Raw genomic sequence first — 26,911 nt, 5'->3', positions numbered from 1 at the left:
ACGCACGGCACCTGCCGAACGCTCGCCGGCCGCGCGGCGGGTGAACGCCAGGTGTCGGCCGATGCCGGCCATTGCAGCGGCTGCCATGGCCGGCGCGGGCGCAGGCGGTACGATGGCGGCCTCCCACGTTTGTCCCCTCCCCGGAACCGCATGAAGGCTGGCTCCCCCGACGCCGCCGCGACGGCATGAGCCGCGCGCCCAACCGCGCGCCCGCCGCGGCCGAAACCCGCAGCGAGCGCTGGCAGCGCTGGATCGCCTGGCTGCTCAGCGCGCTGCTGCACGTGCTGATGGCGCTCGCCCTGCTGTATGCGGCCAAGCCCACCATGTCCACGCCGCAGGGCGCGGCCGGCGGCAGCCGCATCCGCGTGGACTTCCTCGGCGAAAGCGACAAGCCGGTGAAGCCGCTGCCGCCCAAGCCCAGTCCGCCGCCGGCGTCCGCCGCGCCCAAGCGCAGCCACGCCACCACCACCGTGCAATCCACCCTGGTCGCCCAGTCCGACGACCCGGTGCCGCCGCCCGATCGTGCCGACACGCCGAAAGCGGCCGACACCCCGCGGCCGGCCCCGGTGCGGCAGCCACGGCCCGCGCCGCCGGCCCCCACCCCGCCCGCGGACGCCCCGGCACCAAGCCCGGCGCAGGCCGCCGACAGCAGTCCGCCGCCGCCGACCGAGCGACGCCCGGAGACCTGGACCGGGCGCCCACCCGGCGCGCTCGACACCGACACCGCGCCCGACAACAGCGGCCTGGCGGCCGGCCCCGGCAGCCGCGGCAACCGCCACGACATGGACGCGGCCCAACCCAGCCTGGAGGTCGGCGGCTACCTGGTCTATTACGACCTGGGCAGCGAGAGCCAACTGCGCACCTGGCAGCAGCAGGGCATGAAAGAGATGTTCATCCTGCTGCCCGGCACCGAGTACCGCATGGTCTGCCCGCTGGAGATCGCCCTGACCCGCGGCTCCGGCAAGTGCCGCGCGTTGCCGCCGGACTCGCCCGAACTCAAGAGCATCGGCGACGCCCGCCAGGTCATCACCATGCTGCAGGTCTACCACCAGGGCGAGCTGGTCTGGCGCGGGCCGGGGCCGTATCGCTGAGCCGGCGTGCGCGGGCTGTCGGTGCGTCCACCGCACTGCAGTCGGGACTGAAGTCCCTCCCACAAGGAGCGACCACTGTCAGCACTATCGGCAGCACCCCCACAGCAGACAAGCGTTCCGCCTCCGTACAAGCGCTCCGCCTCCGTAGGAGCGGCTTCAGCCGCGACAAGCGAAGCCATCGGTACAGCCGGCCTCTTTGCAGTCGGGACTGAAGTCCCTCCCACAAGGAGCGACCATCTGTCAGCACTGCCGGCAGCCCCCGCCCACAGCAGACAAGCGTTCCGCCTCCGTAGGAGCGGCTTCAGCCGCGACCAGCGAAGCCACCGCCGCAGCCGACCTCAGTGCAGTCGGGACTGCAGTCCCTCCCACAACAGCATTCACCAACGGTCAGCGCTGTCGGCAACACTTGCACAGGAGACAAGGATTGCGCCCTTGTGGGAGCGGCTTCAGCCGCGACGAGCGGAGCCATCGGCGCGTGCGATCGCATTGCAGGCAGGACCGAAGTCCCTTCCACAAAGCAATGGCCGTGCTGCTACCGGCACCGGCACTTGCACAAGACACCATGCAATTCGCCAACGGTAGGAGCGGTTTCAGCCGCGACCCAGACGATGCGAAGCGAAGGCCGCATCAAAACCCGCTCCCGCGCAACACCACCCCGCACCATCACGCCCGCTTTGCATTCGCCGCAGGCCGCATTGCTAGAGTCGGCCCGCGCCGCCGCGGCCGCCTGTCCCCCCGCTTTGCAGGCACCGCCAGGCCCGGCGTCTTTCCTCCATTGAAGGAGTCTCGACATGCCCTGGAAATTCCCCCTTGCACCGCTCGCCCTCGCCGCCGTCGCCCTGCCCGCGCTGGCCCAGTCCGATCGGCAGGTGGCCGAGGACATGCTGACCCGCTCGGCCAACGTCTGCCCCGGCCACAGCACCGAGCGCACGGCGCCGACGGTGAAGGCCGTGCCGGTCGGCGCGCTGCGGGTGATGCTCGACCGCGGCCTGGTGCTGTGCCCGGACCGGCGCCTGGACGCTGACGCGCCGGCCGTGTTCTACGGCAGGCTCGGCGTGTTCGCCTGGAACCCCGAGGTCGCCGCCGGCTCCAGCGTGATCGTCAAACAGATCGACGCGATGACCCGCAAGGACGAGTACCCGTCCGACACCCTGGTGTGGGACGCCAAGGGCACGCCGCTGAAGCAGCGCACGGTGCCGGCGTTCGAACCCAAGCCCGGTGCCACCGTGCTGTACCAGGTGCGCTGACACGCATCCGCGGGCCCTCGCCCGCGGCCCCGCCACGTCGACCGCAGCCGGCGCGATCCCGCAGGATCCGCCGGCTTTTTGTTGCGTGCGCCCTCTCTGACGACCGCGCTAGCAACGAACCAGGCGCGCCGTGACCTGCTCGCCATCGACGGTGTCCTGCGGCTGTCCGGGCAGCGTCCGCTCCGTGCCCGGCAGCGGACAGCCATCGACACGGCACACACGATGATTGCGTATCGCGTCCTGATTATCTTAAAACCACGACTATTTACTTCTGAAAATTCAGATTAAGAAACGTAGACAAATACCTGTGTCATGCACGCGACCCGCCGAAACCGCCGAATTCGGCCGGATTCCAGCGACATCATGCGGATTTTTGATTCTTTCCTTTTCGCCACTGTGGCGCACCGCACGCCGCGATGCCGATGCATCGCCGAATTTTCCAGCGCGATGTGTCGCGCAATGCCGTCGCATGCAACGCGAATCAATACCGCGGATAAACATTATCTCGTCGTGTCGCAAAAATAATGCGGACGACATAGTAGGGTCTGCGCCCTCCCCCACCCCCGGGCGACCGGGCATCATTGCGAGGATGTTTCCATGGCCACACAGCGGAATCGGCTGGCGCTGCGCGCACTTTCCCTTATCGGCATCGCGGGCGCGTCGTTGCCCATCGCCGCCACGGCGGCACCGGCACGCGGCACCGTGCTCAACAGCAATGTCCTGACCAGCTACACCCGCCAGGCGATCGGCACGCTGCTGGCCAACGACCAGTCCCCCGACCAGGCCAAGTGCGACGTGCGCGTGGCCGAGTTCACCTACGCCACCATCGGCGTCAATGGCGAACCCACCACCGCCTCGGCCGCGCTGCTGGTGCCGGGCGGCAGCCAGTGCCCCGGCCCGTACCCGCTGGTGAGCTACAGCCAGGGCACCGAGTCGCAGCGTCGCGCCGAACAGGCCAAGGAGATCCGCGACGCCAAGGGCGACGAGACCATGGTCACCCACCTCGCCACCCAGGGCTACGTGGTGGTGAGCAGCGACTACCTGGGCATCGGCCGCTCCACCTATGCATTCCACCCCTACCTGCACGCCGCGTCCGAGGCCAGCGCCACCATCGATGCCCTGCGCGCCGCGCGCCAGGTGCTGCAGCGGCTCAACACCCCGCTGTCGGGCAAGGTCATGCTGACCGGCTACTCGCAGGGCGGGCATGCCGCCATGGCCACCCAGCGCGAGATCGAAACGCACCTGTCCAACGAGTTCAACCTGGTCGCCAGCGCACCGATCTCCGGCCCGTACGCGCTCAGCCAGACCTTCCGCGACAGTTGGAGCGGCCGCAACGCCGTGGGCGAGAACACCTTCGGCATCGTGCTGGCCAGCTACGCCATCATCGGCATGCAGCGCACCTACAAGAATATCTACCTCGACCCGTCGCAGGTATTCCAGGATCCCTGGTCCAAGCAGGTGGAGGCGCTGTTCCCCGGCAGCCAGAGCCTGACCGACCTGGTGCTCGGCGACACCCTGCCGGGCGTGGACAAGATCCGCCAGTACTTCCAGCCCGGCTTCTACAAGGACTTTGCCAGCAACGCCAACGACCCGTTCCTGCGCGACCTGGAGCGCAACGACCTGCTCGACTGGGCGCCGCGCACCCCGACCCTGCTGTGCGGCTCGGACAACGACGCCACCGTGCCACTGAAGAACGCCACCACCGCCGTCGCCGCGTTCAAGGCCCGCGGCAGCAACCAGGCGACCGTGCTCGACCTGGGCACCGGCAAGCCCAGCGACAACAGCGCGCTGGAACACCTGTTCACCGAAGACGCCTGCACCATCGCCGTGCGCCAGCAACTGTTCGACAAGCTTCGCTGAGGTCGCGGCGGACGACAACGCAGGCGCACTCCTCCCCCGGCGCCTGCGAACGTCCGTTCCGCCGGCTGCCACGCCTGGGCGCAGGCGTGGCGGCGTTTTCTGTGCGATGCGCGATGCGCATGCTGCCGGCGTCCGGCAGCGAAGTTGACCACGGCATGACCGCGCGTCGTGCGTCCGCCGCTAAGCCAAGCCACGACGGAGACGCCGACACTGGCTGCAACTGCCTCAGGCATCCGAACGACCGCAGATCGGCGAGGCGAGGCCGGCACCCGAGTCAAAAGCCGGCGCATCGTCCCCCACGCCCGTCATCACCCCGTGCCGAGACCGGCGCCGCGCAGCAGCATCGACCCCTGCTTGCGCCGATCCCGCGCATCGGCGACCGCCCGGCCTACGCCATACACCGACAACGGCACCACCCAGCTCGCCCACAGCAGCAGCGCGATCATGCCTGGCGACGGCATCAGGCCCAGGCCGATCGCCGACGGCAACGCCACCCGGAACACCACCGGCGCCAGCGTCGCCAGATAGGCGCGGACCATCCAGCGCTGATGCCGCAGCACCTGCCCACGCCAGATCGCCATCAGCCCCACCGACCCAGTGACCAGCCACGCCAACGCCGTGGCCGCGAACGCCACCCGGATCGCAGGCGGCGCCGGCGAGGTCGCGATCAGGCCGACTGCCCCGACCATCGCCACCACCATCCCGGCGAAATACACCCGCCCCACCCACCGATGCAGCCGCGGCCAGCGCCGCTACCGCTGCGTCGCGAACTGCAGCGCCCCCAGCAACAAGCCGACCGCCCCGCCACCGAGATGGCACCACAGCCAACCGCGGCGGGTCAGGAACATCGCATAGGCCGGCGACTGCAGCGAGGCGTACTTCAGATACACCGAATGCACGAACTCCGCGGCGAACAGAGCCAGGGCGAGCCAGAGCAGCCACCAGGCCAGGCGCACGATCGGCTTGGCGCGTGGTCCCGCAGTATCGCGGCGCATCGGCTCGCTGTTCATTCCCTGCCCCGCGCTGCGCCGGACCCTCGGCAGCACGACGCTAGCATGGACGTCTTGGCTCTACGGAAGGATGCGACGAGCGGTGGGCGGGCATGTCAGCGAGCGCGCAGTGGCAACCGCCGCATGGCGGATCGACGCAGGCGGCCAGGGGCCAGTTACGAAACCGACGCTGCAGCCGATAGAGCGAATCACGTCTCGTTTTGTAGACGGCACAGTTAACAGTACAGACATCGCCCGCGCACAGGACTATGGTCGATCCAGGGACGGGGGTCGCATGGGACGCAGACGGGGAAAGACAGGATTCGACGCGCTGGCGGCGTTGCCGTGGCCGGTGGGAATCATGGCCGGCATCGCAGGCTTCTTCGCCGTGCGCGACGGCATTCCCTGGTGGTTCTCCCGGCACGACGGTGCGTTGTCGCGGGCCATCGCCCAGCAAGCGGAAGGTGCATTCGCTCCCCTAGCGTGGATCCTGCTGCTGCTCTGCTGGATCGCAGCGCTCGCCTCATTCCTCAAGGCGCGGCATCGCCGCCGCCTGCTGGACACCCGCACCACCCTGGAAAGCCTGGCCGCCGGCGGCTGGCGCCAGTTCGAACGCCTGGTCGGCGAAGCCTTCCGCCGCCAGGGCTACGCGGTAGAAGAAACCGGCCTCGGCGGCGCCGACGGCGGCATCGACCTGATCCTGCGCAAGGACGGCCGCCGCACGCTGGTGCAATGCAAACAGAGGAAGCGGCAACAGGTCGGCGTGAGCGTAGTGCGTGAGATGTATGGATTGCTGGCGCCTCACTAGGCACATTCCCTGAAGATTATTTTTAATGGCAAAAACTTCTATGCCACGCAATTGCTTGGCACAAACTTATCTAGGAATCGACACATGAAATTAAGGAATCTCAGCCGCTGGGATTTAAGTGAAAGAACTAACGGTCTACTTTTTTTTGCGCAAAGGGTAGATGAACTATTATTTGATCTATCCCTTGACACCTATAAGCCTCCGGCGCTTAATGCGCCACATTTATGTATTGAAGCCCTAGCTCTCATTAAGGAAATTGAAAAAGGCTTCATTGACGCATCAAATTTACAGCATGTCATAGAGGAACTGACTTGGAGCCTTCAAAATGATCCAATCGCGAAAAAGCTACTTGACGCTGAAGTATCTTACTATGTCATCCACAATGCTCAAACACCGCTTTCAACAACGAAACTAAGGTTAGAGGTTTTAGCCAGGACAATTAATAGTAAAAGATATCTTAAAATCCTTCGAGAAGAGCTTTTTTCTGCGGTTACTAACTGCAAAAAAAGAGAAATAGATTTCCTAGCAACAACCCTTATAACTACGCTTACAAATAACGGCTTAGACAAACAATGGTTGCATGATAAGACTCACGATTTCTTTTTTTCCCCAGTCGGGAACACTATTGATTCACCCGAACATTTGCTCGAATTTTTGGATATAGCCGATCAATCCAAGCATAACTTCAAGATATATGTTGTTGTTTCAAATTTGATAAAACAAGTGACCGCTTCTCTTCATGCTTTTCGCATTAAGTTACTCGAAGATGAACTGCCAGAGCAAATATCGCAGGCTCTTCTTTCGACTCCTCTGGCAAGTAATGAGGTTGTGATACTACTTGAGGACTTTGATGCGAGAGACCCATATAGCGCTCGACACTTAGCCTTCAGAACTCTAGACCGGCTTGGAGACCTATTCACCCTATTTCATCATCGCAAACGAATAACTTGGCGTGCGGATGTGGTGGCAGAATGGAGTTGCTGCGCGTTTGCCCCCGTAGTTTGCGGATCATCTAGAGGGCCAATGGAAAAAGCTTTTGATATGCGAGAGGATCGGGCTGCGAAAGAGCTAAATAGGGTCATCAATAGTTTGGGGCTGCGCCATAATTCAGATAGCTTCCAAAGATTTAATCGCGTGGCTGATCTACATGGCATATGTGTGGAACACGATATTCCAGAAAATCAGCTAGTTAATCTTTGGACTGCCTTAGAAACCCTAATACCTTCTCACGTCGACGGCGGATCAAAAATTAAACAGGTAATAAATGCTGCGATACCTTTTATTGGCATTACTTACATTCGCAGAATTTTAGATAGACTCCTATTTGACCTTCTTATTTGGGACAAATGGCGGACAAGAAAAATATTAAACAGAGTAAACACCAACAAGGGAGCCGACTTAACAGAAAGACTTTCAATTTTCCTATTGGATTCAACTTATGCTGAATTGCGAAATGAGCTACAACCGAAACTAGGTGACTTTCACCTTCTCCGCTACAGGATATTTTCCATATCCAATGAACTAGCAACTCCCGATAAAGTAATAAACCGCCTCGACCGTCATGAGAAGAAGGTGAGGTGGCAACTTCGCCGTCTTTACCGTGCCAGAAACTTAATCGTGCATACCAGCCAAAGCCCATCTTATGTCAATACGCTCATAGAAAATGGACATGATTATCTAGACAGCATTACTTTTGAACTCATAAGAGCAGCTTGCAGCGACTATCAAATGCGAACCATTGAACAAACTTTTGAACTCACTTCCATCGCGTACAGGAAATTTCGCGAAAGCATAAAAAATGCTCCTGACTTCTCAGATGGACGAGCAACTATTCTAGGACGAATTAAGTATCAGTAAAGTGCACATTCACCGCTCGAAAGACGGGTGGGAGTGGACTATTTGCATCCTCATCCGTGGCTCCACAGTCCAGCGAAATCGAACGAAAGTTGCCGGTGGTGGCGAATGGAGAGCAGATACACAGTGGGGGATGCCTCCGCCACCGTGTACAGCATCACGTAGTCACCGTGCAGGTAGATGCGCAACGCATCCGGCGCTCCCGCCGGCAATGCAGCCAGTTGCGCCAGCGCCTCGGCCGATTGCGGTGGCGTGTCCAAGTAGGGACGACCGATTCGCGGAAAACGCCCCAGGTTCGGGATCACGGCCGCCCGCAGTTCGGCGAGCAGGTCATCGAAGGTCGCAGCGGCATCGGCATCCAGCAGGAACGCTTCGATCGCGTCGAGGCTCGCGAGGAAGCTCTCCGTCAGTTCGACGCGATGCAATGGTCAACCCCGCTTCTTGGTCGCCCGCTTGCCGGGGTCCGCGGGATGAGGCGCCCTGGTGGCCGCGCGCCGCTGCTGCAGTTGATCGATGGCGGCATCGGCATCGACCGTGCGGCCGGCGGCGATGTCAGCCAGGCCGCGCTTCGCATCGTCGAGCAACAGCAAGTGGATGCGCTCGCGCTCGAGCCGGTGGTAGTAGTCCAGCCGGTCGGCGTCGATCAGCGCGACGTAGCTCTCGCCGTTCTTGGTGATGATCTTCTCGGCGCCGGCCTTCGCCTGGTCGGCCAGTTCGGAAAGATTGGCGCGCGCCAGGGTGAAAGGCACCACGTCGTTGACGGAAAAGCCCATGGCCTGCTCCTTTCACTATTCATTACAGGATTCTGTACAGGCTAGCACCTGCGTGGTGGTGCTGCCAGCGCACACGGAAACTCTTGCGAACGTGGCAGATAAGTTCGGCCGGGCAATGATTGAGCCCGTGCCACCTCAGCCGACATCCTCCTCCTGAGCCCTACGGGCGCTCCGGCCCCGCCGGCCGGATTTCTGCGCGTCAGGCCTTCCCCGCATTCTTGACCTCCCATACATCCAACCCACCGCATCCTCGCCCCGATTCCAACACCGGAGGCGGGGACATGACGAAGTGGATGGGAGCGGCGCTGGCCGCGGCGATGCTGGTGACCGGCTGCGCACGGGTGGAGGGCGAGAAGTTCGTCGGCCACTGGGTCAACGTGGAGTCGAAGGACGACACGATGGACATCGAGCGCAACGGGGAGTCGTTCATGGTGCGCAACACCACGCCGCGCTTCTTCAGCCGCAAGCCCAAGACCGAGAGCTACCCGGCCATCTACAAGGACGGCGTGCTGCAGGTGACCAACGACGGCGAGACGGTGAACTTCGCCATCGACGAGGCCGACGGGCACCTCAATACCGGCAGCGACGAGTACCAGCGCGTCCCGGCCAAGTAAGTGCGTCGCTGGCGTGCGTCGTCTCGGATGACGCTACGCCCAGCCTGACATCCACACTGCGTGTCGCGCCAGCGCGGCGCGCAGCATCGTCTTGCTTACACTCGGGCAGTGTCTGACGCGCACAAGTGCGCATCTCTGAGATTCTTGCCGGCTTGCGGATAGACCTCATGCATCGCACCGGCAGCATCGCTGAAGCCCTGCCCGCGCGCCGCGGAGCCACCGGCTAGGCGCGCGGCGCGGGCGCGGCGATGCCGTCGACGAACAGCCCGATCAGGTGCGCGATCCGCGTTTTCGGCGAGCCGAGTTGCTCGGTGGCCAGGGAGGTCGCGGTGGCGACGACGACCAGATCGTCGAACGAGACGTCGCGGCGGACAACGCCGCTCTTCTGCGCGCGCCGCAACAGCTGTTGTCCTTCCTTGCTGACGGCCTCGCAGCCCGGCGTGCCGCTCTGCAGTACCGCACCGAGCGACGCGGCCAGCCCGCGATAGACGCTGGTGTGCAGCGCCAGGTCCTCCAGATACGCGCGCAGTGCGGCCAACGCATCGAGCGTGCTGGCGCGCGCGTGGCTGGCCGCGGCCAGCGACAGGAAGCGGCCGCTGTAGGCCGCGGCGAACAAGGACTCGCGCGTGGGGAAGCGCCGATAGAGCGTGCCGATGCCCACGCCGGCACGCTTGGCGACGTCTTCCATCGACGCCTCGGCGCCGCGCTCCAGGAACACCTCCTCGGCCGCGGCGAGCAGACGCTCGCGGTTTCGCTGGGCATCGGCGCGCAGGGGGGTGTCGGCGGTCAAAGGGGTGTTCCGAGGTGACTTGTAGAAACGGAGGCTACCTCCGTATAGTAAGTGGAGCAATCCTCCACTTATCAAGGGAAGCGAGATGGACAAGCGATTCGAGGGCAAGGTGGTCGCGATCACCGGTGGCACCGACGGCATCGGCCTGGTGACGGCGAAGGCGTTTGCGCGGGAAGGTGCGCAGGTCTACATCACGGGGCGGCGGCAGGACCGGCTGGACGCCGCGGTGGCGGAGATCGGCGGCGGCGCGGTGGGCGTGCAGGGCGATGTCGGCGTTCCCGAGGACATGGATCGGCTCTATGCGCGCATCCAGCAGGACCATGGCCGGCTGGACGTCGTCTTCGCCAACGCGGGCGTTTCCGAGTCGGCGGCGCTGGGCGAGATCGACATCGCGCACCTTGAGCGCCTGCTGGCGACCAACATCAAGGGCACGGTCTTCACCGTGCAGAAGGCGCTGCCGCTGATGACCACCGGCGGTGCGGTGATCCTGGCCGGCTCGGTGGCCGGCAGCAAGGGGATCGGCGCGCTCTCGGTGTACAGTGCCACGAAGGCGGCGATCCGCTCCTTTGCACGTACCTGGACCACCGACCTGAAAAGCCGCGGCATCCGGGTGAACGTGGTGTCGCCCGGCATGGTCCACACGCCGGCCATGCAGGCCTACCTGGAGGCCAATGCGGATGCCGAGGCGGCGTTCAAGCAGATGATCCCGTTCGGGCGTCTGGGCGACGCGGAAGAGATTGCGGAGGCGGTGCTGTTCCTGGCCTCGGACGCGTCCGGCTTCATCGCCGGGCACGAGCTGTTCGTCGATGGCGGGGTCATGGCCATCTAGGGCTGCGTGCGAGGGGGTGGCGGTCAGCCAGAACGAGCGGCTCGGCATCGTTCGCCTGTGCGCTTCGGTGCCGGCTCCTGTTTGGCACGGCGCACAGGTCCCACCGCACGCGCCTTCCTTGCGGAGAAGCGGACGTTTCCCATGACGTCTGCTGCAGGCGGAACGGGCGCGCGATGCAACGCGCCCGCGGACATCAGAACAACGAGCCCTGGCTGGGGACCGGCTCATCCTTCGCTGGCGGCGTTGGCGGTGGTGGCCGTGGCGGTGGTGGCGGATCGCCACTCGGCTCCGCCCCACCCAACCGCCACGCCAGCCCCGAGATCCGCGCCGCATGCCGGGCCAGCGCGGCGCGCAGCACCGCTTCGCTGGCGGCGATGTGCAGCGCGCGGCGGGCGCGGGTGATGCCGGTGTAGACCAGTTCGCGGCTGAGCACGCGGGCGTCGCGGGCCGGCAATTGCAACCACACCTCCTCGAATTCGCTGCCCTGGGCCTTGTGCACGGTCATGGCGAAGGCGCTCTCGTGCGCGGGTAGCGCGGCCGGGTGGAAGCCGCGGACCTGGCCGTCGCCGGCGCCGTCGAACCAGGCGACCAGGGTGCCCTGCGCGTCGCGCAAGCAAATGCCGACGTCGCCATTGAACAGGCCGTGGCGGTAACTGTTCTCGGTGATGAGCAGCAGGCGGCCGTGGAACCAGGGCGCGGCGGCGCCGAGGCGGCGCGCGCCGCTGGCGGTCTCGGCCAGCAGTTGTTCGATGCGCGCGTTGAGCCCGCGCGCGCCCTGCGGGCCGGCGCGCACGGCGGTGAGCAGGCGCAGGCGCGCGGCGGCGCGCAGGGCCTCGGCCGGGTCGTCGGTGGCGCCGAGGGCGCGCCAGTGCGCGAGCAGGGCGTCGCCGCCGGCGGCGAGCGCGTCGTCGACGCCGTCGTGGAAGTGCACGCCGGCGAGCTGGCCGTCGCGCAGCAGGCGCAGGGCGCCGTCGGCATCGCCGCTGCGGACCGCGTCGGCCAGTGGCGCCAGGGCGAAGTCCTGGGCCTGGCGGTAGCCGCGCAGCAGGTGCACGCGGTGGCCGGCCAGGCCACCGTGGTCGTCCGCGACCGCGCCGTGGCCGAGCAGCGGCTGCAGCGCTTGCGCGTCGTCGGCCTGCAGCGCGTCGCCGGGGCCGGCGGCCTGCAGGATCGCGGCGAGCACGTCGCCGGCTTCCACCGAGGGCAACTGGTCGGCGTCGCCGAGCAGGATCAGTTGCGCGCCGTCGGCGACGGCGTCGACCAGCTTGCACATCAGCGGCAGGTCGACCATGGAGGCTTCGTCGATCACGATCAGGTCGAACGGCAGCGGGTTGTCGGCGTCGTGGCGGAAGCGCGGCAGGTCGGGGATGACGCCGAGCAGGCGATGCAGGGTGCTGGCGCCGGCCGGCAGCGCCTCGGCCAGGGCCGGATCGACGCCGTCGGCAAGCGCGCGCGCCACCGCGGCGCGCAGGCTCTCGGCCATGCGCTCGGCGGCGCGGCCGGTGGGCGCGGCCAGGGCGATGCGCGGCGGCGGCAGGCCGGCGGCGCGGGCCTGGGCCACGCGCAGCAGCAGCAGGCGGGCGATGGTGGTGGTCTTGCCGGTGCCGGGGCCGCCGGTGACCAGCAGCAATGCGCGGCGCAAGGCGAGCGCGGCGGCTTGGGCTTGGCGGTCCGATGGATCGTTGGCGGTCGGACCCTCACCCGCCCTTCGGGCACCCTCTCCCGGGGGGAGAGGGAAAAGCTGGGCGAACAGGGGTGCGAGGGCGGCGAGGTCGCTGTGCGGCAGCGGCTGCACGGCGAGGCGGCGCAGGCCCAGGGCCAGGCGTCGCTCGTACTCGCGGTAGCGGCGCAGGTACAGCAGGCCGTGTTCCAGTACGAGTGGGCAGTCGGGGCTGGCGGGGTCTTCGGCAGCGGGTTGTGCGACCCAGCGCGAGGCGGCCAGGGCGCGGGTCCAGTCGTCCGCGGTGGGCAGCGCGGGCGGAGCGGCATCGCGGCTGTCGAGCAGGAGGCTGGCGCGTGCCGGGTCGAGGCCGGCGTGGCCGCTGGCGACCGCCAGCGAGGCCAGGGCGGCGCCGGCCAGGACCAGGTCGGGCGTGTCCGGGTCGAGGCGGGCCAGGCTGTGCGCGAAGGCATGGTCCAGCGTGCGCAGGGTGCCGGTGCGGTAGAGGGTGGCGAGGAGGTTGGTGGGTTGGCTCACGGGATGGAGACTCCGTGGGCGGACGCACCCTCACCCCAACCCCTCTCCCGCGGGGAGAGGGGCTTGAGCGTGCGCGGGGCGACGGTGCGGTGGCGGGCGGCCAGGAGGTGGGTGGGTTGGCTCACGGGGTGGGGGCTCCGTGAGCGGACGGACCCTCACCCCAACCCCTCTCCCGGGGGGAGAGGGGCTTGAGCGTGCGCGGGGCGACGATGCGGTGGCGGGCGGCCATGAGGTGGGTGGGGTGGCTCACGGGGTGGGGGCTCCGTGGGCGGACGTACCCTCACCCCAACCCCTCTCTCGCGGGGAGAGGGGCTTGAGCGTGCGCGGGGTGCCGGCGCGGCGGAGGGAGGCCGGGAGGTGGGTGGGGTGGCTCACGGGGTGGCTCCGTGGGCGGACGGACCCTCACCCCAACCCCTCTGCCGCGGGGAGAGGGGCTCAGGCGGGGCGCCGGCGAAGAGGGCGTCGACGCCTTCGATCAGGTGCGGGTCGAAGCGCCAGGCGTACACGCCCGGCGACGGGTCGCGGGCGGCGTCGAGGCCGCGGCAGAACAGGTAGCGCACGCCGCCGAAGTCGCGGGCGTAGTCGTAGCCCTCGCCCAGGCGGAAGCGCAGCCAGCGGTGCAGCGCCACGGTGTAGATCAGTGCCTGCAGGGTGTATTCGCTGTGCGCCATCGCCCGCGCCAAGGCATCGGGGTCGTAGGCCGGCAGGCGGTTGGACTTGTAGTCGAGCACGTACCAGCGGCCGTCGTGGTGGTAGGTGAGGTCGATCAGGCCTGTCATCAGCCCCTCCAGGCGCTGCCGCGCGCCGAACGCCTGGCGCTCGCCGGCCACGCCGAAGCGGTGCAGCAGCGCCAGCAGCGCGTCGACCCGGGTCGGGCGCATGGCGAAGTGGAACTCCATTTCGTTGCGCCGCTGCTCCTCCGGCACCGCTGCCAGGCAGGTGCCTTCGGGCAACGCCACGGTGAGGGTGTGGCCGACCAAGGCGGTGAGCACCGCGGTGCCGTCGGCCACTTCGTCTTCTTGGTAGCCACCGCTGTGCAAGGCTTGGATGATGGCCACGTCCTGCCCGGCCGGGGCCGGCTGGCCCGGGCGCCAGTCGCGCCAGGCGGCGAAGTCGCAGCGCTCGAACACGTCGTGCATGGCCACGCCGAAGCGGTTGCCGACGAAGCGGCGGTCGACCATGTCCACCTCTACCGCGGCGCTGACCGGCTCGCTGGCCGCGGGTTCGTCGCTGCCGCCGCTGCTGGGCACGGTGGCGCTGGCCATCGGGTCGCTGCCGGCGTCGGCATTGGCCAGCTGGGTGAAGCTGTACACCCACCACTCCGGCAGCACGCGCCGCTGCGGCACGCGCGCCGGCGGCACCGGCGGCGCCGGCTCGGGCGGCAGCCGCGGCAACTGCGCCGGCGGCGGGGTGCTGTCGAGGGCGATGGCGCCTGGCGCGGCGGCGGCTTGCAGGGCGTCGAGGTCGCGCAGCATCGGCGCCAGCGCGGTGCGCTCGTGCTGCGGGAAGGCGCCGGTGGCGATCCACAGCGCGTGCTCGGCGCGGGTCAGGCCGACGTAGAGCAGGCGCGCGTCCTCGGCGCGCTGTTCCTGTTTCCATGCGGCTTCGGCCGTCTCCCAGGCCGGATCGGATGCGCCGCCGCTGCGGCCGGTGTTCCACTGCAACTGGCGCCCGCCCTGCGGCGCCGGCACCACGCAGTGCCGCCCGGGGCTGCGCTCACTGCGGCCGATGCCGGCGTACGGCAGGAACACCAGCGGATACTCCAGGCCCTTGCTCTTGTGCAGGGTGACGATCTGCACGCGGCGCGCGTCCGACTCCAGCCGCAGCTGCTGCGCCTCGTCGCTGTCGTCGGCATTGGCGATGCGCCGCGCCAGCCAGTCGACCAGGCCGTGCGGGCCGAGTGCGCGGGTGTCGGCTTCCTGCAGCAGTTCGGCCAGCTGCAGGTAGTTGGTGAGGCGGCGCTCGCCGTCGACCAGGGCCAGCAGGCGCTGCCCGTGCGCGGCGCCGAGGTCGCCGATCAGGGCCAGCGGTCCGCCGCGCTGCCAGCGCTCGCGCCAGTCCAGCGCCTGTTGCTGCCAGCGGCGATGACGCTCGCCGTCGTGGTCGAGTGCGGCGATGGCCGCGGCGTCCTCGCCGATCAGCACGGTGGCCAGTGCGGCGCGCAGGCGGCCGTCGTCGCCGGGGTCGAGCAGCGCCTGCAGCAGGGCCAGCAGTTCCAGCGCCTCGTCCGTGGCGAACAGGCTGCGGCGGCCGGCGGCGACCGCGGGAATGCCGGCGGCGGCCAGCGCCTGCTGGATGCGCGTGGCCTCGCCGTGGCTGCGCACCAGCACGGCGATGTCGCCAGCCTGCACAGGGCGGCCGAGCAACGTGGCGGTGCCGTCGCGCGCCTCGGCCAGCCAGCCGCGGATCGCCGCCACGCAGGCGGCGGTGCACAGCTCGCGGGCGCGGCCGGCGCTCCAGGGCTTGGGTTTTCCGGGCGCCTTGGCGGTGGCCGGCGGCGGCGGTTCCGGCGCGCGCCATACGGTCAGCGCCGGGGCCGGCACGCCATTGCGCTGCAGGTCGGCATCGACGCGCTTGCTGCCCGGCTGCACCGGGTGGAAGGCGATGCCGTCGGTGAGGAAGGCGTCGGCGTAGCCGGCCTGCGCGTACAGCGCGTCGATCGCCGCCAGCAGTGCGGGGCGCGAGCGGAAGTTGTGCGCCAGCGGCGGCGCGCGTTCGGCGCGCGCGGCGGCCGCCAGGTAGGTGCGCACGTCGCCGCCGCGGAAGCCGTAGATGGCCTGCTTGGGGTCGCCGATCAGGGCGAGCAGCGGCGGCGGGTCGTCCGCTGTGGACAGCGAGGGCGCGATCGCCGCATCGCCCTGCGCCACGGCGGAGCTGGTCGTCTCCGGCGCGAACACCTTGCGGAAGATCGTCCACTGGCGATCGTCGGTGTCCTGGAACTCGTCGACCAAGGCCACCGCGTACTGCGCGCGCAGCCGCTGCGCCAGGGCGGCGCCGTGCGGGCCTTCCAGCGCGCGCGCCACGCCTTCGACCAGGTCGTCATAGGTCTGCACGCGGCGCTGGCGCTTGAGATAGGCCAGCCGCTCCGCCGCGTCGGCGCGCAGCGCATGCAACAGGCAGATGCGGCGTTGCGTGCGCCACTGCGCCAGTTGCGCCAATGCGGCCAGGTAGCCGTCGATGGCGTGGCTCAGCGGCGAGGCCGGGGTGCGCTCGGCGTGCTTCTTGTTGGTGCCGGCGGCCAGTTCGGCGGCGGTGAGCTTGACCAGCTTCGGGTGCGGCGGCGCGTCCGCCGCCGGCGCCGCGGCGAAGGCGTCCAGCCAGTGCCACAGCGCGGTCAGCCAGTCGGGCTTGTAGCTGACCTTGCTCAGCACGCCGGCCTCCATCGCCGCGGCGATCGCCTCGAAACAGGCGGTGCCGTGGGTGCGGAACGCCTCGGCCAGCGCCGCCCCGGCGCGCTGCGCGGCCTGCTGCAGCACGTCGCCGTCTTCGGCGGCGAAGACCGGCGCGGCCGGCAGCAGGGTCGGATGCCGCACCAGTTCGCGCAGATCGAGGGCCATGCCGTCCGGCCCACCCGGCCACAGCGCCACCAGGTCCTCGGCCATCGCCGGATCGGCGGCGCGTTGCCGCCACAGGTCGGCGGCGACGTCGCGCAGCAGTTCGCGGTCGTCGGTGAGCAGTTGCGGTGCGGCGAAGGCCTGGCCGCTTTCCAGCGCATGCTCGCGCAGCACGCGCGCGCAGAAGCCGTGGATGGTGAAGATGGCGGCGAGGTCGATGTCCTCGGCGGCCTGCTGCAGGCGGCGGCGCAGGGCGGTGGGGGTTTCGGTGTTGGCGGCCAGGTGCGCGGTCAGGATGGCGCGGGTGAGGGCGACGTCGGGGGCATCGAGTTGTGGCTGCGACGTGGTGTCCGCGTTCTCGGTCGCGGCTGAAGCCGCTCCTACGAGGTCCGGGGCAGAGTCCGGTACCAGGCTGGCCGCCAGCGCCAGGCGCTCGCGGATGCGGCGGCGCAGTTCCTGGGTGGCGGCCTCGGTGAAGGTGACGGCGAGGAGTTGGCCCAGGCGCAGGCCGCGTTCGACCACCAGGCGGGTGAACAGGGTGGCCAGGGTGAAGGTCTTGCCGGTGCCGGCGCTGGCCTCGATCAGGCGCACGCCGTGCAGCGGCAACTGCAGGTAGGGGTCGCGGTCGGGTGCGGCGCTCATTCGGCGTCCTCCTGGGTGCCGCGCCAGCGCTGCCAGCTGTCGCTCAGCCGGTCGGGATCGAGCGCGGGGCCGGCGTCGCCCTGTTCGAGCAGGCCGAACACGCGCTGGCTGGTGGCGGCGAAGTCGGCGAAGCGCTGCGCATCGGCGAACGGGTCGCGGCCGCGGCCGACCAGGCGCAGTTCCGGGCTGTCCGCCTCGCTCCAGCCGAAGCTGGCCTGCCATTGCGCGGCGGCGTCCTTGATCGCCTTGTCGAGATCGCCGGCGCGCGCGGCCTGGTAGTACTTCCAGCTGCTGTACGGCGCGAACGCCAGCGGCGCCTGCCGGCCATGCCGGTACAGCTGCAGCAGCGCGCCCAGCGCCTGCTGCGCCTGGATGGCGGGCAGCGGTTCGCGGTCCATCGGATGCGGGCCGAGGCTGTCGTCGTGGTCGAAGAACCGCACGTAGGGGGCGCGTTCGCCGGAGGCGCGCAGCAGCAGCCACTCCAGGCCGTGGCGGATCGCGCTGCGCCCGCTCAAGGCGCCCACCTGCACACGCGCCACGCCGGGCGCATACCAACCCGGCAGGCGGCCGTGCAGTGCGGTGCCGTCGAGGTCCACCTGCAGCCGCGGCGCCAGCGGCGGGTCGTCGTTGCCGCGCCATTGCCGGAACGCCTCGGCGTACGGGCGCAGTTGGCGCACGCGCTCGTCGAGCTGGCGCCGGCCCAATGGCCCGGACGGCAGCAGCGCGCGGGCGCGCAGGCGTTCGTACAGCGCCTCGGTGTCCTCGCGCAGCACCGCTTCGAACACCTGCTGCTGCAGGCCGTACTGATCGAGTCCGCGGCTGGGCGCCAGCAGCGGCTCCAGGTCGCTGTCGGCCTGCGCCGGATCGGGCAGGCGCAGGCCCAGGCGCTGGCGCAGGAACTGCCCGGCCGGATCGACCAGCAGCCGCCGCAGGTCGTCGATGGACAACTGCGCCGGCAGCGCATCGTCGGCGGCGGCCGGCAGCGCGTCGATCCAGGCCGCCAGCGGCTGGCGCTGGCCGACCAGGCTGTCCACCGCCGGCCGCCACTGCCGGCGGTAGCTGAAACGGCGCGGGTCGGCATCCTCGGCACCGGTGGCGCCGAACGCGGCGGCGGCGAACGGCTGCAACGGATGCCGCACCACCAGGGCCGCGGCCGCGGCCGGGTCGGCATGGTACTGGGCAGCGCAGGCCAGCAGTTCGCCGACCAGCGGCGAGGGCTCGCGCACGCTGCCGTCGCGCGCGTCGGCGCCCAGGTAGCTCAGGTAGAACACTTCCTGCGCCGAGGCGAACAGCTGCAGGAACAGGAAGCGGTCGTCCTCGCGCGTCGAGCGGTCGCCGTGGCGGCGGCGCGTGGTGCCCAGTTCGGCGGTGAGGCGGTTGAGCCCGGCGGCCGGATCGCGGCGCGGGAAATCGCCATCGTTCATGCCCAGCAGGCAGATCACCCGGAACGGCAGCAGCCGCATCGGCACCATGCGGCCGAAGCTGATGCCACCGGTGAGCAGCGGCGCGCGCGTGTCCGATTCGCCCAGCACCGCGGCGAAGTGCGCGCGCACCACCTCGGCCGGTACCGCCTCGGCATAGTCGGCGCGGGCGGCGTCGCGCGCGAACTGGTCGATCAGCGCGCGCAGGCGCTCCAGCGCGCGCTGCTGGCGCGGTGCCGACGGACTCTGCGGCAGCAGCGCCTCGAGCAGGCCCAGCAGCACTTCGCGCCACTGCGCCGGCGGCATCGGCTCGGCCAGCGCGGCCTGGTGGCGATCGAGCACGCGCAGCAGGCGCAGCAACGTGTCCAGCGCCGCCAGCGCGCTGCCTTCCAGCTGCGGCCACGGCGCCACGCCGTCGATGTCGTCCTCGGCGCCGCTGGCGTGGCCGAGCAGCAGCCGGTCCAGGGCGAAGCGCCAAGTGTAGGCGTCGTCGGCCGGCGCCTGGTGGCGTTGCCGGTGCGCCGCGTCCAGGCCCCAGCGCGCGCCGGCGGCATGCAGCCAACTGCGCAGGCGTTCCAGCCCGGCCTCGTCGAGACCGGCGGCCTCGGCGATCGGCGCGCTGGCGAGCAGGTCCAGGATCTCGTGCAGGCCGAAGCGCGCGATCGGCAAGCCGAGCAGCGCCAGGAACACCTCGGCCAGCGGTTCGCTGGCCAGCGGGCTGGCGTCGGCCAGCGCGTACGGCAAGGCGTCGTCGCCGCCGTGGCCGCCGAACACCGCGTCCAGGTACGGCACGTACGGGTCGATGTCCGGCGACAGCACCGCGATCTCGCGCGGCTGCAGCGGCGGCTCGAAGCGCGGGTCGTCCAGCAGCGCGCGCAGTTGGTCGTGCAGCACCTGCAGCTCGCGCAGGCGGGTGTGGCAGGCGTGCACCTGCAGGCTGGGATCGTGCGGATCCACCGCGGCCAGCGGCGCAGGCTGCGCCGGCGCGCGGCGATGGAACAGGTCGCTCTGCATGCGCCGCAGCAGGGTGTCGCCGAGGCCGCCATCGGCCAGCGCGCGCCGGCCCGACTCGAGCGGATCGGCGTAGACCGCGATCTCGGCCAGCGGATGCACCACCTCGTAGTCGCCGATCAGTGCCATGAAGTCGCGCCCGGCCGCGCCCCAGGCCTGCAGCAGCGGGTTCTCCTGCACGTGCTCGGCGAACAGGTCCACCGCCCCGCCCTCGCGGCGGCGTTGCCACAGCGTCTGCAGATCGCCCCAGTAACCCTGCGCCGGAGTCGGCAGGTAGAAGTGCAGCGTGCCGGCGCGCGCCTGCGTGGCCAGCACGCGCAGCACATCCGGAGAGATGTTGAGCACGGCGAAGGCGAACAGGCGCCGCGGCAGGCCTTGCGGCAATGGGCCATCCGGGCGCGCGTAGCGGTCCAGGTACTGGCCGATGCGGCGTGCGCGGTAGGCGCGGCCGCTGGCGATGCGCCGCCAAAGCCGCGCCTGCGGATCGTCCGGGTCGGCGCCGCCTTCCCAGCGCAGCAGCCAGTCGCGGCGCCAGGCCTGGTACTTCTCGAACACGTTGCTCAGTTCGCCGGCCAAGCTCCACGGCTTGAGCGCATCGCCATCGGCCAGATAGCCGGCCAGCGACGCCAGCGCCGCGTCGCTGCCCAGGTCGCCCTGCAGCGCCGCGTACAGGCGCCAGTGCATGGTCGCCATGTCCAGGTCGTCGGCCGCCGCGCCGAGATTGCGCTCCAGCGCGCGCGCGACGAACTCGCCGGGGGTGAGGAATTCCAGGTTCGCCGCCACCCCGTGCACCGCGGCCAAGGTCGACTGCAGCCAGCGCCGCATCGCCACCTGCGGGATCAGCACCACCTCCGGCGCCAGCAAGGGCTGCTCCGGCGGCGGCCGGCGCAGTTCTTCGGCAAGCAGGGCGGCCAGGGTATCCAGCGCGTTGGACGGATACAGCCGGAAATCGGGCGCGGATGGGGCAGGCATGTGCCGGGCATTGTGCCGGATGCGGGCATGCGGCGCTTTCGGGCACAGCCTCGTGTGCCCAACCATCGCGAGTCGCTTCGCGCCGCACCCTCACCCCAACCCCTCTCCCGGGGGGAGAGGGGCTAGCTGCTCCCTTCTCCCGCCGGGAGAAGGTGGCCAGCAGGGCCGGATGAGGGGACGGGCGCAGCCTCGCGTGCCCAACCATCGCGAGACGCTTCGCGCCGGACCCTCACCCCAACCCCTCTCCCGGAGAGGGGCTAGCTGCTCCCTTCTCCCGCCGGGAGAAGGTGGCCCGCAGGGCCGGATGAGGGTACGGGCGCAGCCTGGTGCACCCAACCATCGCGAGACGCCTCGCGCCGTACCCTCACCCCAACCCCTCTCCCGGCGGAAGAGGGGCGACAGCATCAGTACTTCTTCTCGACGTTGAACATCCAGGTCTGGTCGCTGCCGCTGTCGCCGTCGGTCACGCCGCGGTATTCCACGCGCGTGGACAGGCCCTGGTCGGTGCTGAACACCACGCCCACGCCCAGCATCAGCCGGTTGCGGTCGTACACGCTCTGCCCGGTGCGGTACAGGGTGCCGCCGACGATGTCGGCATAGCCCAGCGTGGCGTCGCCACGGCCCTGGAAGTCGTGCTGGTACTCGAGCCGGAACTGCGGGGTCAACCGCCCCCAGGTCATCTGCCGGCGCCATTCCAGGCGCAGGCCGAGGTTGCCGGTGGTGGTGGCCACGTCCATGTCCTCGTAGCGCAGCGCGTACGGCGCCATCGTCGCTTCGCTGTAGGCATCGAGCGTGGCGCGCGCGGCATCCACCCGCGCATACGGGGTGATCTGCCAATCGCCGCGCTGCAGGTCGGCACCGGCCGACAGCGACGCGATCCACTGGTGGCCGCTGCGGTCGCCTTCGGCCAGTGCACCGTTGTCGGTGACGTAGCGACGCAGGTCGTAGGACAGCAGCTGGTAGCCGACCAGGGTGTCGAAGAACAGGGTCTGGCCCGGGTGATAGCTGGCATACAGCGCCAGCGTGTACGCGGTGGACGTGCTGCGGCTGCCGTCATGGCCGACATCGCTGTCGTCGCGGCCCCAGCCCACGCCCGCACCCAGCGCGAAGGACGGGGACACGCGGTAGTCGGCGCCTACGCTCAGGCCATCGGTCTGGAAATCCACGCCGGCACGCTGCGACTGCTGGTCCAGGCTGCCGGAGCGGATCGCGCCGCCCACCCACAGGCCGAGGTCGCCCGCCGCCGTGGCGGTGTCGCGCGGCGCGGCCGACGCGGTGTCGGCGCCGCCGTCCATGGCGTTGTCGCGCAGGTCGCGGTTGGCCGGGTCGCACGCTTGCGCGTCGAGGTTGCGGTCGCTCTGCAGCGTGCGATCGCGCTGGCGGCAGTGCGAGGTGGCCTGGAAGCTCACGCCGTTGTCGAAGCCGCGCGCACCACGGTGGGTCGCCTCCAGGCGGCGCTGGAAGTTGTCGATCTGCGCCTTGGCGAAGCGCCGGGTCGACTCGGCCTGCGCGTCGATCAGGCCACGCACCTGCGCATCCTGGGTCGGATCCGGGCGCGGCGCGATCATGAACACGATGTCCGCCTCGGCCGAGGTCGCGTACGCGTTGGACAGGGTGAAACGCACCGTGGCGTTGCCGGAGAAGGCCGGGTTCGGCACGAAGGTGAGCATGAAGCCCGGGCCCTCGTCCGCTGCCGCGGTCGGCACGCCGGCGGCCTTGGCGGCGGCCCGGGTGATCGTCGCGGTACCGGCATTGGCCGGCAGCACCGCGACCACGGCAGCGGCCACGAACGGGCCGCCGGTGGCGTTGCGGGTGACGTCCAGGGTCTGCGCCTGCCCGGTCACCGCCGGCACCATCGCCGACGCCGCGATGGGGCGGGCGTTGACGGTGATGGTGACGATGGCCGGCGCCGAACTGCCGCCCGCACCGACGGCGATGTAGTGCACGCTGTCCACGCCCACGTAGCCGGGCGCCGGCGTGTACACCAGGCGCATGCCATCCACCGTGGCGGTGCCGTGGCTGGGAGCGGTGGCCACGGCGATGCTGTCGATGCTGCCGGTGTCGTTGCCGGTCACTTCCAGGGTCAGCGCGGTCTCCACCAGGGTGGCGCCGGTGTCGTTCGCCGCCACCGGCGCCGGCATCGCCGAGGCGATGGTGAGGGTGTAGGCCTGCGTGGCCGAGAAGCCGTTGGCGTCGCTCACCTTGATGCTGAAGGCGAAACTGCCGGCGGCGCTCGGCGTGCCGGACAGCACGCCCGCCGTGGTCAGGCTCAAGCCGGTCGGCAACGCGCCAGTGACCACGCTGTAGCTGTACGGCGCGGTGCCGCCGCTGGTGGTGAGGGTCTGGTTGTACGCCGTGCCCGCGGTGCCGGCAGGCAGGGTCGGCTGACCCGGGGCCAGGGTCGGCGCGGCGATGCTCAGCGTGTAGCTGCGGCTGGCCTGGCCGGGGACGCCGGCGGTGCTGTCGGTGACGGTCGCGGTGAAGACGAAGCTGCCCGCCTGGGTCGGGGTGCCGGAGAGCACGCCGGCGGGGCTCAGGCTCAGGCCGGCCGGCAGGGCGCCGGTGGCGATGCTGTAGCTGTACGGCGCGGTGCCGCCCGTGGCGCTGAGCGCCTGGCTGTAGGCCGTGCCCGCGGTGCCGGCCGACAGCGACGGGGGCACCAGGGTCAACGTCGGCGACGCGACCGTCAGCGTGAACGCCTGCGCCGCAGTGAAGGCGTTGGCGTCGGTGACGCGCACGGTGAACGCGAAATTGCCGGCCGTGGTCGGCGTGCCGGACAGCACACCGCCGGCGCTCAGGCTCATCCCGCTCGGCAGGGCACCGGCAGTGAGCGCATAGCTGTACGGCGCCGTGCCGCCGCTGGTGCTCAACGCCTGGCTGTAGCTGGCAGCGATCGCCGCCGCCGGCAAGGTCGGCGGGGTGATGACCAGGGTCGGCGAGGCGATGGCCAGGGTATAGGCATGCGAGCCGCCGAAGCCGCCGGCGTCGGTGACGCCGATGACGAAGGTGAAGCTGCCGGCCACGGTCGGCGTGCCGGAGAGGACGCCGGCGCCGCTCAGGCTCAGGCCCGCAGGCAGGGCGCCGGAGCTGAGCGCATAGCTGTAGGGCGCCGTGCCGCCGCTGGTGCTCAGCGTCTGGCTGTAGGCAGTGCCCGCAGTCCCGGACGGCAGCGTGGACGGCGCGACGGTCAGGGTCGGCGAGACGATGGCCAGCGTGTAGCTGCGCGCGGCCTGTCCCGCGGTGCCGGAGGTGCTGTCGGTCGCGGTCAGGGTGAAGCTGAAGTTGCCGGCCACGGTCGGCGTACCGCTCAGCGCGCCGCTGGCACCGTTGACGGTGACGCCCGCCGGCAACGCGCCGGCGCTCACCGTGTAGGCATACGGCGCGATGCCGCCGCTGGCCGGGGTGACCGCCGCGCTGTAGGCCTGGCCGGCGGTGCCGTTGGGCAGGGTCGTCGCCGGCAGGGTCAGTGTCGGCGCCGCCACGGTCAGCGTGTAGGCACGGCTGCCGCTGGTGGGCGTGCCGCTATCGGTCGCGGACAGGGTGAAATTGAAGCTGCCACTCGCGGTGGGCGTGCCGGACAGTACGCCGGCGCTGCTCAGGGTCAAGCCAGCCGGTAGTGCGCCGGCGGTGAGCGAGAAGGTGTACGGCGCGGTGCCGCCGCTGGCGAGCACGGTCTGGCTGTAGGCACTACCGGCGGTCGCCGCCGGCAGCGAGGCCGGCGCGATGGTCACCGTCGCATCGTCGTTGAGGATCGTGCCGGTCGCGGTGGCACGCGCGATGGAGGCGTTGCTGGCGCCGGACAGGTTCAGGGTGAAGGTTTCGTCCGGCTCGACGGTGGTGTCGCCGTTGATGGTCACCGCCACGTTCTGCACGGTGGTACCGGGCGAGAAGGTCAGCGTGCCGGAGCGGGCGACATAGTCGCTGCCCGCGTTGGCGCTGCCGTCGGCGGTCGCGTAATTGACCGTGACGGTCTGGCCGCTGGCGGCGCTGAGGCTGACGGGGAACGTGGCCGTGGTGGTGCCGCTGTTGCCTTCGGTGACGCTGACGTCGCCGACCGACAACGCCGGCGCCGCGTCGTCGTTGACGATCGTCCCCTGGCCCTGCCCGTCGGCCACCGTGGCGCCGCTGACATTTGTGACGTTGACGAAGAAGGTCTCGTCGGGTTCGTTGAGCGTGTCGCCGACCACCTGCACGGTGAAGGTGGCGCTGCTGCTGCCGGCCGCAATGGTCAGCCCGTTCACGCTGGAGGCGATGTAGTCGGTACCCGCGGTCGCGGTGCCGTTGGCGGTGGCGATGTCGAAGCTGACCCCGCCGCTGCCGGCCGGCTGGCTGAGCGAGACGGTGAAGGTGAACGCGGTATTGCCGGCATTGCCCTCGTTCTGCGACACGTCGTTGATCGATAGCGCCGGCTGGTCGTCGTTGAGGATGGTGCCGGTGGCACTGGACGGCGAGCCCACGGTGTAGCCGCTGCCCGCGTTGAGGCTGATCACCACGGTCTCGTCCGGCTCCACCGTGGTATCGGGAGTGGGATCGATGGTGATGGTGCCGCTGGTCTGGCCGGCCGCAATCACCAGCGGCGAGTTGACCGCGGCGTAGTCGGTGCCCGAGGTCGCGGTGCCGCCCACGTTGAAACCGATCGACAGCGCCGACGGCGACGCCTGGCTCAGGGTGACGGTGTAGACGAGATTGGCGCTGCCATCCTCGGCCACGCTGGCCGGCGACACCGCAATGCTCGCAGAGGGATAGTCGTCGTTGACGATGGTGGCGGTGGCGCTGGACGGGTTGCCGATCGAGTAGCCGCTACCGCTGGCCACCTGGAAGATCACCGTCTCGTCGGCTTCCACCGTGCTATCGGCGACCGGGGTGACGCTGAAACTGGCGGAGCTGGCGTTGGCCGGCACCACCACGCTGGTGACCGCGCCGGTGTAGTCGGTCCCGCTGGTGGCCGTGCCGCTGCGGGTCAGGTTCACCGTGGTCGCCGAACTATTGGTCGAGCTCAGCGTCACCGTGTAGACGAAGGCCGTGCCGCTGTCCTCGTTGGCGCTGGATGGCGAGACCGCGATGCTGGCGGTGCGCGAGGGGTTGACGGTGATGTTGAAGACAACCTGGTTGTTGTCCTCGTCCAGCAGGTAGAACGAGTCCGAGGTCGCGCCGTCGCCGTTGTTGGTGTAGGTCACTCGCTCGGTGCCGGCCGCGTCGAGCTGGCCGGTGAGGACGTAGTTACCGTGCGACGGCTGCGCGCCGTCGCTCATGCCGGTATTGGAGGGCCCGTCGCAACTGCTGACGTCGAAAGTCACCGAGCCACCCGAGTTCACGGTCGCGGTCTGAGGCGTCGTGCAGTAGGGTCCGGCCGCCAGGCAGACCTGCGACATCGCCAGCAACAGCAGCGCCATCAGCCAACGCAACGTCAGCCGCATACCGCTCGACGCGGTGCAATTCGTAGACATATTCGATTCCCCTAAAACGCGCCACCCCAATGGGCGCTGGCAGCCATCCTGGTGCCTCGGACTCCGCAGAACATTGGCCCCCCAAGCATCGGCCATGCGCGTCGCGCGGCCATTGGAACAGCAAGTCGGCGGCGACGTAAAGCAACAAATGCGTCATGTCTGTCTGGTTCAGCGAAATCGTCGCTTGCATGTCGCCGAAGTCGTGATTAAGTAGATGCGCACCAGACACGAGGTCTGTGCCATCAACTCCGGGGGGAGATCCGCATGAGCGAGTTCTTCATCGGTCAGATCATGCTGACCGGTTTCGCGTTTGCGCCGAAGTATTTTGCGCAGTGCAACGGGCAATTGCTGCCGATCAATCAGAACCAGGCGCTGTTCAGCCTGCTCAGCACCCGCTTCGGCGGCGATGGCAAGACCACGTTCGGCTTGCCCGACATGCGCGGGCGCACGCCGATGGGCTATGGGCCGTCGGCCGATCCGGCATGGCAACCGCCTGCCCTGCCGATGGGCCAGGCCGCCGGCGCGGAGACGGTGACCCTGGTGGGCGACAACCTGCCCGCGCATACCCACCTGCTGGATTGCAGCAGCGTCAACGGCGACAACCGCACGCCGACCGGCCGCCTGTTCGCGAACAACAACATGTCCACCGGGACCCCGCATGCGTTGTATGCGGCGCCCGGCGCGACGATACCGCTATCGCAGTCCACCATCGCCAACAGCGGCGGCAGCCAGCCGCATCCGAACGTACAACCGTACACCACGATCAATTTCTGCATCGCGCTGTCCGGCATCTTCCCCTCGCGCAGCTAGGC

The 26,911-nt window shown here is 69.1% G+C and carries 14 protein-coding genes and 2 pseudogenes; 8 read left to right on the top strand and 8 right to left on the bottom strand.

Going from position 1 to position 26,911, the window contains the following annotated elements; all coding sequences use genetic code 11:
* Positions 1–185 precede the first annotated feature (185 nt).
* The 3 genes from NUG21_RS00875 to NUG21_RS00865 all read left to right on the top strand — a co-directional run bounded on the left by NUG21_RS00875 (position 186) and on the right by NUG21_RS00865 (position 4,198).
* Positions 186–1,091: a type II toxin-antitoxin system RelE/ParE family toxin gene (locus NUG21_RS00875; RefSeq protein WP_184502806.1), complete on the top strand. Its 906-nt coding sequence runs from the start codon at positions 186–188 to the stop codon at positions 1,089–1,091.
* 791 nt (positions 1,092–1,882) lie between these two features.
* Positions 1,883–2,338 (top strand): hypothetical protein, encoded by a 456-nt coding sequence (locus NUG21_RS00870; protein ID WP_160948480.1) that lies wholly within the window; start codon positions 1,883–1,885, stop codon positions 2,336–2,338.
* A gap of 597 nt (positions 2,339–2,935) precedes the next feature.
* Positions 2,936–4,198 carry an alpha/beta hydrolase family protein gene (locus NUG21_RS00865; protein ID WP_263392023.1) on the top strand — a complete coding sequence of 421 codons (1,263 nt, stop codon included), beginning with the start codon at positions 2,936–2,938 and terminating at the stop codon, positions 4,196–4,198.
* A 308-nt stretch (positions 4,199–4,506) separates the two neighbouring features.
* Here NUG21_RS00865 and NUG21_RS00860 read toward each other — a convergent pair.
* Positions 4,507–5,193: pseudogene (locus tag NUG21_RS00860) on the bottom strand (DUF2306 domain-containing protein).
* A gap of 289 nt (positions 5,194–5,482) precedes the next feature.
* On the opposite strand from NUG21_RS00860, the pseudogene NUG21_RS00855 reads away from it, so the two are divergent.
* Positions 5,483–5,992, top strand: a pseudogene (locus NUG21_RS00855) (restriction endonuclease); the annotation flags it as partial.
* Positions 5,993–6,079: 87 nt separating this feature from the next.
* Positions 6,080–7,852 carry a hypothetical protein gene (locus tag NUG21_RS00850; protein ID WP_263392022.1) on the top strand — a complete coding sequence of 591 codons (1,773 nt, stop codon included), beginning with the start codon at positions 6,080–6,082 and terminating at the stop codon, positions 7,850–7,852.
* Between the two features lie 50 nt (positions 7,853–7,902).
* On the opposite strand, the gene NUG21_RS00845 is transcribed toward NUG21_RS00850, so the two are convergent.
* Entirely contained in the window at positions 7,903–8,274 is a 372-nt protein-coding gene (locus tag NUG21_RS00845) for a type II toxin-antitoxin system RelE/ParE family toxin (RefSeq protein WP_263392021.1), read from the bottom strand.
* Positions 8,275–8,277: 3 nt separating this feature from the next.
* Entirely contained in the window at positions 8,278–8,622 is a 345-nt protein-coding gene (locus tag NUG21_RS00840; protein WP_263392020.1) for a type II toxin-antitoxin system Phd/YefM family antitoxin, read from the bottom strand.
* Positions 8,623–8,903: 281 nt separating this feature from the next.
* Here NUG21_RS00840 and NUG21_RS00835 point away from each other — a divergent pair, with 281 nt between their 5' ends.
* Positions 8,904–9,236, top strand: coding sequence for a hypothetical protein (locus NUG21_RS00835; RefSeq protein WP_019797267.1), 333 nt, complete (start codon positions 8,904–8,906; stop codon positions 9,234–9,236).
* A gap of 223 nt (positions 9,237–9,459) precedes the next feature.
* Here NUG21_RS00835 and NUG21_RS00830 read toward each other — a convergent pair whose 3' ends face one another.
* Complete coding sequence (locus NUG21_RS00830; RefSeq protein WP_263392019.1) at positions 9,460–10,026, bottom strand: TetR/AcrR family transcriptional regulator; 567 nt, start codon at positions 10,024–10,026, stop codon at positions 9,460–9,462.
* Between the two features lie 85 nt (positions 10,027–10,111).
* Here NUG21_RS00830 and NUG21_RS00825 point away from each other — a divergent pair, with 85 nt between their 5' ends.
* Positions 10,112–10,855, top strand: a complete 744-nt coding sequence (locus NUG21_RS00825; protein WP_019797595.1) for an SDR family NAD(P)-dependent oxidoreductase — start codon at positions 10,112–10,114, stop codon at positions 10,853–10,855.
* Positions 10,856–11,048: 193 nt separating this feature from the next.
* On the opposite strand, the gene recD is transcribed toward NUG21_RS00825, so the two are convergent.
* From recD to NUG21_RS00805, 4 genes are all read right to left on the bottom strand, one after another.
* On the bottom strand, positions 11,049–13,052 hold the full coding sequence (recD, locus tag NUG21_RS00820; RefSeq protein WP_263392018.1) for an exodeoxyribonuclease V subunit alpha: 2,004 nt from the start codon (positions 13,050–13,052) through the stop codon (positions 11,049–11,051).
* A 371-nt stretch (positions 13,053–13,423) separates the two neighbouring features.
* Positions 13,424–17,248, bottom strand: coding sequence for an exodeoxyribonuclease V subunit beta (gene recB, locus NUG21_RS00815; RefSeq protein ID WP_263392017.1), 3,825 nt, complete (start codon positions 17,246–17,248; stop codon positions 13,424–13,426).
* On the bottom strand, positions 17,245–20,652 hold the full coding sequence (gene recC / locus NUG21_RS00810) for an exodeoxyribonuclease V subunit gamma (protein WP_263392016.1): 3,408 nt from the start codon (positions 20,650–20,652) through the stop codon (positions 17,245–17,247). Before recC ends, recB begins: the two co-directional genes overlap by 4 nt.
* Before the next feature lie 404 nt (positions 20,653–21,056).
* Entirely contained in the window at positions 21,057–26,099 is a 5,043-nt protein-coding gene (locus NUG21_RS00805; protein WP_263392015.1) for a putative Ig domain-containing protein, read from the bottom strand.
* A 264-nt stretch (positions 26,100–26,363) separates the two neighbouring features.
* Between NUG21_RS00805 and NUG21_RS00800 the strand changes: the two genes are divergently transcribed.
* The gene (locus NUG21_RS00800; protein WP_019797430.1) at positions 26,364–26,909 is read left to right on the top strand and encodes a phage tail protein; all 546 of its coding nucleotides are present in this window, start codon (positions 26,364–26,366) and stop codon (positions 26,907–26,909) included.
* The last annotated feature ends 2 nt before the right edge of the window (positions 26,910–26,911 follow it).

It is taken from the genome of Xanthomonas sp. CFBP 8445 (genome assembly GCF_025666235.1).
GTDB lineage: Bacteria > Pseudomonadota > Gammaproteobacteria > Xanthomonadales > Xanthomonadaceae > Xanthomonas_A > Xanthomonas_A indica.
This window is presented reverse-complemented; position numbering and strand designations above follow the sequence as displayed.